At 63.3% G+C, this 11,688-nt stretch carries 11 protein-coding genes, 1 tRNA gene and 2 pseudogenes; 5 read left to right on the top strand and 9 right to left on the bottom strand.

The features are described 5' to 3' along the window. The 5 genes and pseudogenes from WCB02_RS03100 to WCB02_RS03080 form a co-directional block, all read right to left on the bottom strand. Window positions 1-329, bottom strand: a pseudogene (locus WCB02_RS03100) (peptide ABC transporter substrate-binding protein); the annotation flags it as partial. Between the two features lie 235 nt (window positions 330-564). Next, complete coding sequence (locus WCB02_RS03095) at window positions 565-1,983, bottom strand: M20 family metallopeptidase (RefSeq protein ID WP_423956256.1); 1,419 nt, start codon at window positions 1,981-1,983, stop codon at window positions 565-567. 147 nt (window positions 1,984-2,130) lie between these two features. Then, on the bottom strand, window positions 2,131-2,427 hold the full coding sequence (locus WCB02_RS03090) for a BA14K family protein (protein ID WP_423956254.1): 297 nt from the start codon (window positions 2,425-2,427) through the stop codon (window positions 2,131-2,133). Window positions 2,428-2,738: 311 nt separating this feature from the next. Then, window positions 2,739-2,815: transfer RNA gene (locus tag WCB02_RS03085), tRNA-Arg, on the bottom strand. A gap of 112 nt (window positions 2,816-2,927) precedes the next feature. Beyond that, on the bottom strand, window positions 2,928-3,119 hold the full coding sequence (locus WCB02_RS03080; protein ID WP_423956252.1) for a hypothetical protein: 192 nt from the start codon (window positions 3,117-3,119) through the stop codon (window positions 2,928-2,930). Window positions 3,120-3,235: 116 nt separating this feature from the next. Here WCB02_RS03080 and WCB02_RS03075 point away from each other — a divergent pair, with 116 nt between their 5' ends. After that, window positions 3,236-3,445, top strand: coding sequence for a hypothetical protein (locus WCB02_RS03075; protein WP_423956249.1), 210 nt, complete (start codon window positions 3,236-3,238; stop codon window positions 3,443-3,445). Here the strand turns inward: WCB02_RS03075 and WCB02_RS03070 are convergent. Continuing rightward, window positions 3,442-3,690, bottom strand: a complete 249-nt coding sequence (locus WCB02_RS03070; protein ID WP_423956247.1) for a hypothetical protein — start codon at window positions 3,688-3,690, stop codon at window positions 3,442-3,444. The two genes, WCB02_RS03075 and WCB02_RS03070, sit on opposite strands and share 4 nt — an antisense overlap. A 105-nt stretch (window positions 3,691-3,795) precedes the next feature. Further along, window positions 3,796-4,437, bottom strand: a complete 642-nt coding sequence (locus WCB02_RS03065) for an FMN-binding negative transcriptional regulator (protein ID WP_423956245.1) — start codon at window positions 4,435-4,437, stop codon at window positions 3,796-3,798. A 166-nt stretch (window positions 4,438-4,603) separates the two neighbouring features. Here WCB02_RS03065 and WCB02_RS03060 point away from each other — a divergent pair, with 166 nt between their 5' ends. After that, window positions 4,604-6,010, top strand: coding sequence for a TAXI family TRAP transporter solute-binding subunit (locus tag WCB02_RS03060; protein ID WP_423956242.1), 1,407 nt, complete (start codon window positions 4,604-4,606; stop codon window positions 6,008-6,010). A gap of 27 nt (window positions 6,011-6,037) precedes the next feature. On the opposite strand, the gene WCB02_RS03055 is transcribed toward WCB02_RS03060, so the two are convergent. Then, window positions 6,038-7,597, bottom strand: a complete 1,560-nt coding sequence (locus tag WCB02_RS03055; protein WP_423956239.1) for a methyl-accepting chemotaxis protein — start codon at window positions 7,595-7,597, stop codon at window positions 6,038-6,040. A 779-nt stretch (window positions 7,598-8,376) separates the two neighbouring features. On the opposite strand from WCB02_RS03055, the gene WCB02_RS03050 reads away from it, so the two are divergent. The 3 genes from WCB02_RS03050 to WCB02_RS03040 are packed head-to-tail and all read left to right on the top strand — an operon-like array spanning window position 8,377 to window position 10,886. Then, entirely contained in the window at window positions 8,377-9,303 is a 927-nt protein-coding gene (locus WCB02_RS03050) for a spermidine synthase (RefSeq protein WP_423956236.1), read from the top strand. A gap of 26 nt (window positions 9,304-9,329) precedes the next feature. Beyond that, a complete protein-coding gene (locus tag WCB02_RS03045; RefSeq protein ID WP_423956258.1) occupies window positions 9,330-9,926 on the top strand; it encodes a fused MFS/spermidine synthase in 597 nt (198 codons plus the stop codon). A gap of 3 nt (window positions 9,927-9,929) precedes the next feature. Further along, window positions 9,930-10,886, top strand: a complete 957-nt coding sequence (locus tag WCB02_RS03040) for a M28 family peptidase (RefSeq protein WP_423956234.1) — start codon at window positions 9,930-9,932, stop codon at window positions 10,884-10,886. Between the two features lie 38 nt (window positions 10,887-10,924). Here the strand turns inward: WCB02_RS03040 and WCB02_RS03035 are convergent. Further along, window positions 10,925-11,688: pseudogene (locus WCB02_RS03035) on the bottom strand (hypothetical protein); the annotation flags it as partial.

The raw sequence follows: 11,688 nt of genomic DNA, 5'->3' as shown, positions 1-11,688 counted from the left end.
GGGTTGAGATGACCATCGGCATCCCAGCTGGCGAGCGGCTCGTAAAACAGCCGCGAGCCGTCCTGGTCCTTGGTGCCGGTGGCAAAGTGCGGATTGAGCAGGGTCGGACCCTGCCACCACAGCAGCTTGAGCGGACCGCCGCCGCCGCGCTTGGTCGGTTTGTAGGGACTTTCGCTCTGCGCCATGGCGACGCCGCCGATGGCAAGAATTTGCGCGGCCATCGGCGCCGTGAGGCCAAAACCGATCATGCGCTTGATGAAGGCGCGGCGGTGCACGCGTCCGTCCTTCACCTCCTCGATCATCGTTTTCAGTTCGGTGTCCGGAAGCATCGTTGCCTCTCGTTCGGTGTGGTTGCAGCAGGCCGCGGGGCGCGCGCGGCCCGCGCCGCGTGGCCTGGGAAGATGGCACACCGAATGCCCCGCACGTCAACGTCTTGCGGCAGAAAGCCAAAGCCCGACCTGGTCGCGGCTTGGGCAGAACGGCGCTCCACCGCACAGCGCTGCGGCAATCCGGCGGTAAAACCCGCCGAAACGCGCCTTGCATTGCAAAAAATTTGTTCGCCGATCAGATCACGGACATGTCCAGCGGCGGGGCAATGGCAGCTGGCAGCGGGCTGACATAGGGTGTCTGGGCGGTACGCATCCTGAGGTCGGCCTTGGCGGCGGCGATCAGGCCCGGCTCCGACAGCGCCTTGACGCCAAGCCCGGCCATCGCCTTGGCGGCCTGCACCATTGCCTTTTGGGCGGCCGGACTCTTGCCCTGCGCTACCACCTGCCAGGTGTGGAACGGGGTACCAATGGCGACCGTCGGGGCATGAACCTGAACGGTCGGCACCACCCAGCTCACATCGCCGACATCGGTCGAACCGACCAGAGGGTTGCGCCGGGCATCCAGCGGCACCAGGAAATCGGCCAGCGGCCGCTCGGTGGGCTCCATCCCGATGGCGCGATAGACCGCGCCGATGTCCTGCGCGCTCAAGGTGGCGCGAATCTTTGCAGCGAAATCCTTGTCCGCGTCGTCGAAATGCGGCGGCCCGAGATCTTCCATGACGCGGTGCAGGGCCTGTTCGAGCGGCGTATTGGGCAGGATATTGGAAACCGCAGAGATGATCCGCATCTCCATCCCGGTTTCGGTCATCAGCGCGGCACCCTGCGCGATCTTGTGGACTCGTCCGACCAGCTCATTCATGCCGGGAAGATCGCGGGCGCGGATCGAATAACGCACACGGGCATGGGCCTGCACCACGTTAGGAGCAATGCCGCCGGTATCGAGCAGCGCATAATGGACGCGGGCGTCGCTCGGCATGTGCTCGCGCATGTAGTTCACGCCGACATTCATCAGTTCGACCGCGTCGAGCGCGCTGCGGCCGAGATGCGGCGAGGCCGCGGCATGCGAGGTGCGCCCGGTAAAGATGAAATCGGCGCGGGTATTGGCCAGCGACGGCGTCACCGCGACCTCCCAGAAGCTGTGCGGATGCCAGGTGATGGCGATATCGACGTCATCGAAGGCGCCGGACCGCACCATGAAGGCTTTCGCCGCGCCGCCTTCTTCCGCGGGGCAGCCGTAATAGCGCACCCGTCCCCGAACCTGGTGGCCCTCGAGCCAGTCCTTCAGCGCCGTGGCGGCGAGCAGCGCGGCCGAGCCGAGCAGATTGTGGCCGCAGCCATGACCATGGCCGCCGGCCTGCAGCGGACGTGGCTCGGCGACGCCTGCCTCCTGACTAAGGCCAGGCAGCGCGTCGTATTCGCCGAGGAAAGCGATGACGGGACCAGCCTCGCCCCATTCGCCGATCATGGCGGTGGGAATATCCGCGACCTTCTCGGTGATGCGAAAACCCTGGTGGCGCAGTTCGGCGAGATGTTCAGCGGCGGAGCGTGCCTCGGTGTAGCAGATTTCCGGCATCCCCCAGACCTTGTCGCTCAAGGCGATGAAGCGCGGTTTGATTGCGTCGATGCCGCGCCAGATGTCGCTGCGGTTGTCCATGCTCCGGTCCCCTGTTCTGAAGCAGATCCGAGGGCGGAAACTATCAGCTTGGTGCAAGCGGGACCAGCGTACGTTTGCCAGAAGGGACGGCAGGTTCGGCCACAGCATCGAACCCCCGTCGCGCAACCCGATTATTTTCGTCGCGCGTCATTGGCAGGAATGACGATATCCATCATGGCCAAGAAACGTCCGCGATCCTTCATCGTAGGAGCGATAGCGGCGAGCGCAGGCATCGGAGCGGGAGGTGCTGAACGGCACCGACGCCAGCGCATTCTCGGTTGGATCTGGCGAAGGCCGGCCGGCGTTCAGGACATCCGCGTTGGGATGATAGAAGGCGAAAGCGCCCGGCTCCCCGATGGCCGCCTGGGCAAACAACGGTGTGGCCATTGTGGTGACCGTCAAGAGAGAAAGCACCGCCACGCGGGCGGCTTTGGATCTGGTCATGACTTCTGTTCTCCATCAGTCGGATTGCCGGGAGATTCGCGGACGCTGGTCGGCTTCCAAAACGCCGATCTCGGATGGTGCCCTGATCGGATCAGACGCACTTGCCTCAACGTAATCTGGAGATTATCGCCCGCCATGAAATCGGGCTTCCACAAGCTAAAGTGATCTTTCGTGATCAAGCTTCAGCCTCGGCAATATTCAACCAGGCGTCGAACTTGTCATCAGGCTTCCGGAGCCTGGCGTCAAAACCGCCAAATGCAGGCTCAGTTTGCAGGCTCACGTTTTAGCGGACGCGCGCCCGAACTCAGCAATGGCGATCCCGGCATGACTCGAACATGCGACCTACGGTTTAGGAAACCGCCGCTCTATCCAGCTGAGCTACGGGACCGCGGTCCCGCGCGTGAGCGCGCAGGACATAGCCATGTCCATAGCAGAGCCGCCAAGCGATCGGAAGCCTTGCGCAAGCCTGAAAATGCATGAATTCCAGTGGGCGAGCGGGCCTATTTCTGATCGACGACGTGCTTCAGAACAAGGCTTGACAGCTGCGTCACCAGCGCCCGCAGCCGGGCGTTCTCTTCGAGCAGCATGATCATGTCGGTATTCAAATCGGAATCGAAGCCATCGTCATCATCGCGAAGCCGTGATTCAGGAATTCGAGTATCACTGGTTCCCGGCGGAAATACATTTCCCATCACTTAAAACTCCTTGCAACCAAACCCCGCCGAGTCCGGTCGATTACGAATGATTCGAAGAGTCCGCTGAGTCGGCGTCGAAATTTGGACGGTTCGAAGGGGAAATTGAAGCGACGATGCAGCAAACAATTGGCACCGCTCCGAGCGCGCCGATCGAGCCTGTTTCGGCACCGGATTGCAGCGGACCGGCTGTTGCAACGCCGCGATGTCTGGAGCAACCGTCGTCGCGCGCCAACTTTTTGTTTGCACACGATCTTTTTACAAAAGACGGCGCGGCGCAGCCCGCATGCCGGATGAAGTCAGGCTTGCGCGGGAAAATGCGCTAGCGCTCCAAGGCGCAGCCGGGCAGATCGAACGAGGCCCTGAGCTTGCAGGACGATGTCAACATTTTGTCGGCGTCATGGCCGACATCCCGCACGTCCCACACGTTATGATTGGCGGGATGATTGGCGGGCCAGCCTGATTGGATGATTGGGATGGCAGCCAGATTGGGGGCGACAGCCTCGCGCGGCCATCGCAGCCGCAGAGGCGGCCCGCGCGTGTAGTGGTAGACGCCCCCAGCTTCCGCCATGCAGCTGTTCTCGAGAGTGCCGTGATTCGGAACGGTGTCAAGCGTGCCGCAGCAGATCTCGCGAGGCCTTTTGATTGCCCCGTTCACCCGCCCGAATCGGCCGGCCTATGTCGTGCGTTCGCCGCGCGCAGCCACCAGCGCAGCCAGCACCTCGCCCGCCTCGCCGGCTTCGCGAAATCCGGCGATCACGCCATGACGGTCCGCCTCGGGGCGATTCTGGCTCATCTTCCACTTGCCCTCGATCCTCAGAATCGGAATCTCGACGCCGACGATGGCCCGCATCTGCGCGGCGACGAAATCCGACGGCGCATCATCGACCGCCCATGGCTCGGCGCGCCGGCCTTCGCGGCTCGCGGTCAGGTCGTCGAGTTGTCGGCGCAGCCAGGCGTCATCGTTGACGATCCGGGGACGTCCCCAGGCGTGAACGGTGGCGTAGTTCCAGGTCGGGACGACCTTGCCGGTGTCGCGCTTGGTCGCGTACCAGGATGGCGTCACATAGTCCTGCGGCCCCTGGAACACCACCAGACATTCCTCGACCGTCTCCAGCTCGCGCCATTGCGGATTGGCGCGCGCGATGTGGAGACGCAGCGTGCCGTTCTCGGAAGCGGCGGCGTCAATCAGGACCGGATACGGATTGGCGAGCAGCCCGGCCGGTCCGGCGGTCACCAGCAGGCCCAGCGGATAGTCGCGGATCAACTCGTGCTGGACGGAAAGGCGGTCCTCACGAAAGGCGGGTGGCTGGTACATGGCGGCTCTCGGTTCCTGTTCGACATTCTTACGGCATTTTTGCAGGATTCTCGCCGGATTGGAGCCGAAACCATAGCACAATGTGCCTCCGCCCGAGATATGACCCGCGTCCGGAACCATGTTATCTTGAATTCCGGCCTCTGACCCTCCGTCGCTCGGCAGCAAGATGTCCCCTTCAGATGAAAAGAACGGCGGCGACGATATTTCGCTTCGCGGCCGGAACCGAGCCAACTCCACATTCCTGATGTTGGCCGCCGGCCTCTTGCTGTTCGCCGCCGTGGTTGGCGCGGCCTACTTCATCGTGCGCCCGACGATCCTGCGGATTGCGGTCGGCCCTTCGGGGAGCGACGACCTGCAATTGATCCAGGCGATGGCGCAGAACTTCGCCCAGCAGAGAGACTGGGTGCGGCTCACCGTCGTCCCGACGGCGGGAGCGGTGGAAAGCATTGCCGCGCTGAAGGACGGCAAGGCCGACCTGGCGGTTGCACGCACCGACGAGGATCTGCCTGAGGGCGCGCGAGCGGTCGCCATCGTGCGCAAGAACGTCGTCGTGCTGTGGGCGCCGACCGGGGCGGCGCGCAAGGCGCCGCACAAGGAGGCAAAATCCAAGATCAAGGCGATCAACGATCTGCCGGGTCACCGCATCGGCGTGATCGGCCGCACCCAGGCGAATATCACGCTGCTCCATATCATTTTGAAGGAATCCGGCGTCGATCCGGACAAGGTCGAAGTCGCGCAGTTCAGCACGGACCAGATCAACGAGATGGTGCACGATGCGACGATCGATGCATTCATGACGGTCGGACCGCTCGACAGCAAGATCACGACGGAAGCCATTCTGGCGACCGCGCGCGGCAGGGGCGAGCCGACATTCCTGCCGATCGACGTATCGGAGGCGATCGCCGCCAAGCATCCGCTCTATGAATCCGAGGAAATCCCGGGCAGCGCCTTTACGTCCTCACCCGCGCGGCCCGACGACACCGTCGACACGGTCGGAGTCAATCACCTGATCGTCGCACTGAAATCGCTGTCGGAGACCGCGGTCGGCGACCTGACCCGGCAGATCTTTGCGGCCAAGCCGGCACTTGCCAGGGAACTGCCGACTGCCGCGAAGATCGAAAAGCCCGATACCGACAAGGATGCCGCGCTTCCCGCCCATCCCGGCGCCGCCGCCTATATCGACGGCACCGAACGAACCTTCATGGACAAGTACAGCGACTACATCTGGTTCGCCATCCTGGGGGTCTCGGTGATGGGCTCCGCCACTGCCGCCGTGCGGCATTATTTCAAGCGCGACGAGCGCCGGATGAACACGATGCATCGCGAAAAGCTGGTGGCCGCGATCACGCAGGTGCGGAAAATCAGATCTCTCGAAGAACTGGATGCACTGCAATCCGAGGCCGACGACATCCTGCGCGAAACCCTGGCGTGCTTCGACGATGGCGCGATCGAGGATTCCGACCTGACGGCCTTCAGTCTCGTGCTCGATCAGTTTCATCACGCCGTGTCCGACAGGCGAGCCGCGCTCGCCGGGAGCCCCGTCAACACCCAGCGCGCGCGCGCCGGGTTGTGACAGCGCGCCGCGAATCGGGCCTCTACCCTAAGCGGCCCTGCCTGCCGCGAAGTTCTGGAGCCAGGCGAGATATCGCGCTTTCGCAAGCCCTTCGAGCACGAACTTGACATGCAATCCGTTGTCTTTTCGACCACAGACTTCAAATGGCACCGGCTCGGCCAGGCCTTGTATGGCGATCAATCCGGTCTCGCCGACGACTAGATCGAGTTTTCCAGCGACAAAGGCGCCGCCTTCCGAGATATCGATGATCCGCGCGGACGATTGCCCGCGACCGACGATCTGGGCAGGCAGATCGGCGCGATGCCGCCGTTCATCGCGCCGGTCCGCTTCGTCGGCCGACGTGCGCACGACGCGAACCAGCAGTTCCTTCAAGTCCGAAACATTCGACGCCACCGCTGAGATCGCTTCGCGAACGCCCGCGGCCCGGTCAGAGACGGCGTCGGCATCACGGCTGACATGAGCGATCTTGGACGACACCTGCTGCACCGCGGTCGCTGACGACGTGACATTGCGGGCGATCTGGTTGGTCGCCTCGTTTTGCTGGGACACGGCAGCGGCGACCGCGCCGGCAACATCGTCGATCTCGGCAATATGCGTGCCGATGTCCCTGAATCCCGCCACGGTCGCGTCGGTCGCGGACCGTATCTCGGCGATCAGGCGTCCGATTTCGTCAGTCGATTTGGCGGTCTGGGTCGCAAGTGACTTCACTTCAGCGGCGACCACCGCAAAGCCCTTGCCGGCTTCGCCGGCGCGGGCAGCCTCGATCGTGGCGTTGAGCGCCAGCAAATTGGTCTGATCGGCGATGCCGCTGATCAGCTTCGTCATGTCGTCGACCTTTGCGACCACGGCGGACAAAGACTGAATCGACCTTTGCGCATTGCCGCTACGGTCCACCGTGGCTTTGGTGACGGCGCTGACCTTGCACACCTGCTGGCCGATGTCGCGGATCGAGGCGATCAATTGCTCGGCGGACGCCGAGACCTGCTCGGCATTCGCGCGCGCCTGCTCCGACGATTCGGCAACGGCCTGCGCCTCGAGGGAAAGCCCATGCGCCAGCGACAACAGGCCCCCGGCGGCGCCGTCAACGTCGCGCGTGGCGCCCGCGATCGACTCGACCGAGATGTTGGTCTCATGCTCGACATTATCCGCCATGCGCAGCATGGCCTGCTTGCGCTCGGCCGTGGCCGCCACCTGCATCTGCTGCTTCTCCCGGCCGAGCCGATCGATGCGAACCGCATAGTCACGAAGTTTTTCGGCCGCACGACCGATCGATCCGAACTCATCGCGACCGCCTGACTTCGGCACGACGACATCCGTCTTGCCCTGCTCGAGGTCGTGCAGGACCGAGGCGAGATGGCGCAGCGGGGAGGCGATCCGAAGGTGGGCATAGAGCAGGATCGCCACCGCCGCCAGCGCGGCGACAGCTCCCAGCACGTCGAGAAGCTGCGTCAGCGATTGGGCCTCCGCCGCAGCCGTCTGCCGCTTGACGAGAACAACACAAGTGCCGAGGGTCGCAAGCAGAAGCAGCGCCATCAACGCGTTCGACAGCATGACCTTGGCGCTGAGGGAGAACTTCGGCGGCGGCATATGCTCCGGTCCTTCAATCCAGTCGAATTGGCACGAACGACCGCGCCGACGCATACGCCCCTGTAGCGGCTGGCTGCCGCAAATCAGTAAATCATTATTTTAATATTGGGCGCGGCTTAACGTGCCGCTAACTCGATGAAACCCTGGGCTTTGCTGACGCAGCTTCCCCGTAGTCTTACGGCGGAAACGAACTCGGCCCGCGCGCAAGGACGCTCTCAATGCGCCTCCGGTCCGAGCAACGGCTGCAGGACGAATATGCCGAACTGCGCGACCAAATCTCCGAGCACCATGTGACTGCCACAAGCGCGGAGATTGCCGCACATGCTCACCTTCACGCGCCGGCGGCTTTTTTTCGGAATCAACGACGCCAACGCGACCTCTTGCCGGCCGCGGGCTGGCGTTCCCTGCTCTCTCCGCGAGACCAGCGGCGGCGGAACCTCCGGGCCGCGGCGGCCGGCAATCCGCTGCCGCAACGGCGCGGCGGCCTGCCAGCTGATGCGCCGCCTCCCTGCGATCACGTTTCCGTTTTGGCCGTCGACGATTCCGCTACCCAAGCCGCGGACGATGGTCTATTAGCCCGTCGCGCCATGCTCGCGTGGCGCGCCTCGCCCCTGCCTGGGCGTGCGGCGCCGGGTTATGTGATAGGAAGCTGCCGGCAGTCGAGCCCCTCAGGAGCGATATCCCGGTTCGATTTGTCGGATCGATATGCCAACGTCTGGACAACCGCGCAGGCCTCACCTTCTTCAAGCCGTTTCAAGCCCGAGGGAAGCAGATATTCGATGATCAGTCGGTCGGTCATTTTCGGCGTGCTGGCGAGTACCCTTGTCGGTGTCGCCGCATCCCCTGCGCAGGACAGCCGCAATCTCGTGGAGTCCAAGGAGTCGCTCTACAATAACATTTATGTGTACGAGCAGCCGCCCTATGTCAGCATGACCTTCGGCTACAATCGCAGAATCTATACCGAGAGCATGTACAATACGCAGGACGACAAGGACCTGCCGGTCGAGTATACGCGCTACATGACAGCGAGCCTGATGTATGCGAAGGACGTTCACTCGATCCTCGAAATCGGTTTCGGCGGCGGTCGCACCTCCTGGTACCTGCATCGCTTCCTGCCCAACGTCCAGGTGACGTCGGTGGAGCTCGACCCGGCCGTGCTGGAGCTGGCGAAAAAATATTTCGGCATCCACGACGAGCCAAAATTCCAGGTCGTCAACCGCGACGGCCGGATTTTTCTGACCGAGTCGAAGGACCGCTACGACATCATCCTGATCGACGCCTATCGCGGGCCGTTCGTGCCGTTCCATCTCCTGACCAAGGAATTCTACGAGATCGTCAAGAACCACCTCGCCGATGGCGGCGTTGTCGCGCAGAACGTCGAGCCATCGACCATGCTGTTCGACTCCGCGGTGAAGACGATCAACGCCGTCTTCCCCCAGCTCGACTTCTACAAGGCGGACGGCAATATCGTCACCGTCGCCTATGACGGTGCGGAGCGCAAGCCGGAGGATCTCGCCGCGGTTGCGAACGAGAGGGACAAGGCCTACGGCCTGCGCTACAGCCTTGCCGACATGCTCAATCAGCGTCGGCGCATCCAGATCGAGGGCGGCCAGGTCATCGACGCCAGCGCCAAGGTGCTGACGGACGATTTCGCGCCGGTCGAGGCGCTCAAGAATATCGAGCGCCACAACAGGAAGATGCCTTGACGAAATCCGGGCTCTTTCTCTCGGTCATGGTCTATTGCTGTGCGTTCCTGGTCGGCGGCGTGCTGATGGGCTTCGAGATGCTCGGCAGCCGCTATCTGTTTCCCTATTTCGGCGGCGGCATCGGCACCTGGGCGAGCCTGATATCGACGGTGCTGTGCGCGCTCGCGATCGGCTATTTCACCGGCAGTTCGATCGTCGCGCGGCATCCCTCGCCGCGGACCATCGCCGTCTCGATCGTGATCGCCGCGGCCTATCTGGCCGGCGTGCCGGCAACGGCCGATCCCGTGATGGCCCGCATCCTGAGCACGATCGGGGATGGCGCCTGGGCCACACTTCTGGCTTCGACAGCGCTGCTGCTGGTGCCGCTGACCTTGCTCGGCACGTTTTCGCCGATCGCGGTCAGCCTGTTGGCGCACAAGGCCGACGATGCCGGCCGCGTGGCCGGGCTGGTCTACGGCGTCTCCACGATCGGCAACGTCGTCGGCACGCTCCTGACCACCTTCACATTGATTCCGACGATCGGTTCGCGCGCGATCACCTATATCTTTGCCCTGGTGCTCGCCGTCTGCGCTGCCGCTTTGTTCGTTCCTGCTCCGAAGCAGCCGTTGAAAGGCCGGCGCTGAATGATGCCGCAGATCGCTCCGCTGCTCCGCAAGCTTGCCAGGCCGATCGCTGCATCGCTCGCGCTCCTGATGCATCTTGCGCCTGTCCGGGCCGAGGAAATTCCGATCGAGCTCTGGGACGGCCAGCGCGCAATGGCCGACATCGCCGAGCAGTTGCGCTTCACGCCACGATCGCTCGACACTGCAGGCCACCAGAAGACCATCGACTTCATCAAGGCCGAACTCGCCAAGACCGGCGTTGACGCCGTCACGGAGCAGCGCTGGGTCTTTACCGACGTTGGCGGCCACCAGCATGCCATGACCAACATCGTCGCGCGATTCCAGGCATCCAATCCGCGCCGCATCATCGTCGGCACGCATTACGACAGCATCGTCAGAGCCTATCGCGACGCCAAGAATCCGAACGCGCCGATGCCGGGGGCCAACAACTCGGCTTCGGGCGTAGCGATGCTCCTGGAGACCGCGCGCGTGCTGTCGAAGCTGCCGAAGCCCCCGGTCGGCATCGACATGATCTTCTTCGACGGCGAAGAGGGACCAAAATCCCTCGGCGCCGGCGATCCGCAATGGTTTGCGATCGGCTCGCCCCATTTCGCCGAGCATCTGAAAGACTATTATCCGGCAGCCAGACCGGAAAAGGCCGTCATCTTCGACATGGTCTGCGACAGGGATCTGCAGCTCAAGCCTGAACCTGCCTCGCTGGTCAGCGCGCGGGCCGAGGTGGAGAAGTACTGGAGCGCCGGGGCTGCAATCGCGCCCGCTTCGTTCATGTCGAAGATCACCGATTATCCGATCAGCGACGACCACACCGCATTGGCCGAAGCCGGCATTCCAAGCTTCCTGGTGATCGATTTCGAGTACGAGCCGTTTTTCAACACCACGGAAGACACGATCGACAAATGCGCCGCGGCCAGCCTCGAGGCGGTCGGGCGCACGACGCTGCGCTATCTGTATCTGCCTTGATCGCGGCAGCCCGCCGTCAGCCCGCCATCGCGAAGCGGCTACGGCGACAGCGGCGGCGAATCCAGCACGTTCGGTGGGCGATCGCAGCCGGCGCGCCTCCGCAGCATCGCGTCGAACGCGGCCTTGATGGCGCCGACGGCCATGTCCTTGTAGGGATAGTCCGCATTGTCGTCATGCACCAGCATCGAGGCGTTGACTTCGAACACCACGACATCGCCCGAGGCGTCGAGCGCGCAGTCGATGCCGAAATAGTCGAGCCCGATGCGCTCGCGGATCGTCTGCAACGCCTGACTTTGCGCGACATTGAAGATCGCGCCGGGGTTCGACAGGAACGCGGCTTCCTCCTGCTGCATCCAGGGCTGATTGGCCATGTCGGTATTGACGTGATGAACCTTCCAATCGTCGCCGATCGCCAGATGATAGGGCAGCACGTCGCCGTCGACAAAGATGAAGCGGTATTTGCGGAAATGGCCGTCGGCCGACTGGGTGTCGACATATTCGATGACGTAATTGTCGCTGTCGTTGCGTTGCGCCAGGAAATCCGAGAGCTCGGCAAGACTTGCGATCTTCTCGAAATCGTCCCCGCCATGGGTGCCCGCGGTCCGCGCCAGCAGCGGGCATGAGAACGGCAGCAGGGCCGCGAGGGCCGCGACGGAGACGTCGGCGCCGGCATCGAGGCGCACGATCTGCGGAATGCGGCAGTTGGCGATGCCCGGCAGCAGCGCGGCCACCGCGTCGCGGGTCGTTCGCTTGATCTTGTCGGGATCGTTGACGACGGGCTTTTTGAGCTTTTCAACCAGCC

Source organism: Bradyrhizobium sp. (assembly GCF_049581145.1).
GTDB lineage: Bacteria > Pseudomonadota > Alphaproteobacteria > Rhizobiales > Xanthobacteraceae > Bradyrhizobium.
This window is presented reverse-complemented; position numbering and strand designations above follow the sequence as displayed.

Excerpts from the sequence above, each read along its gene's own strand:
- WCB02_RS03095 (WP_423956256.1), bottom strand. The coding sequence starts at position 1,983 with ATGGACAACCGCAGCGACATCTGGCGCGGCATCGACGCAATCAAACCG.
- WCB02_RS03090 (WP_423956254.1), bottom strand. The coding sequence starts at position 2,427 with ATGACCAGATCCAAAGCCGCCCGCGTGGCGGTGCTTTCTCTCTTGACG.
- WCB02_RS03080 (WP_423956252.1), bottom strand. The coding sequence starts at position 3,119 with ATGGGAAATGTATTTCCGCCGGGAACCAGTGATACTCGAATTCCTGAA.
- WCB02_RS03075 (WP_423956249.1), top strand. The coding sequence starts at position 3,236 with ATGCAGCAAACAATTGGCACCGCTCCGAGCGCGCCGATCGAGCCTGTT.
- WCB02_RS03070 (WP_423956247.1), bottom strand. The coding sequence starts at position 3,690 with ATGGCGGAAGCTGGGGGCGTCTACCACTACACGCGCGGGCCGCCTCTG.
- WCB02_RS03065 (WP_423956245.1), bottom strand. The coding sequence starts at position 4,437 with ATGTACCAGCCACCCGCCTTTCGTGAGGACCGCCTTTCCGTCCAGCAC.
- WCB02_RS03060 (WP_423956242.1), top strand. The coding sequence starts at position 4,604 with ATGTCCCCTTCAGATGAAAAGAACGGCGGCGACGATATTTCGCTTCGC.
- WCB02_RS03055 (WP_423956239.1), bottom strand. The coding sequence starts at position 7,597 with ATGCCGCCGCCGAAGTTCTCCCTCAGCGCCAAGGTCATGCTGTCGAAC.
- WCB02_RS03050 (WP_423956236.1), top strand. The coding sequence starts at position 8,377 with ATGATCAGTCGGTCGGTCATTTTCGGCGTGCTGGCGAGTACCCTTGTC.
- WCB02_RS03045 (WP_423956258.1), top strand. The coding sequence starts at position 9,330 with ATGGTCTATTGCTGTGCGTTCCTGGTCGGCGGCGTGCTGATGGGCTTC.
- WCB02_RS03040 (WP_423956234.1), top strand. The coding sequence starts at position 9,930 with ATGCCGCAGATCGCTCCGCTGCTCCGCAAGCTTGCCAGGCCGATCGCT.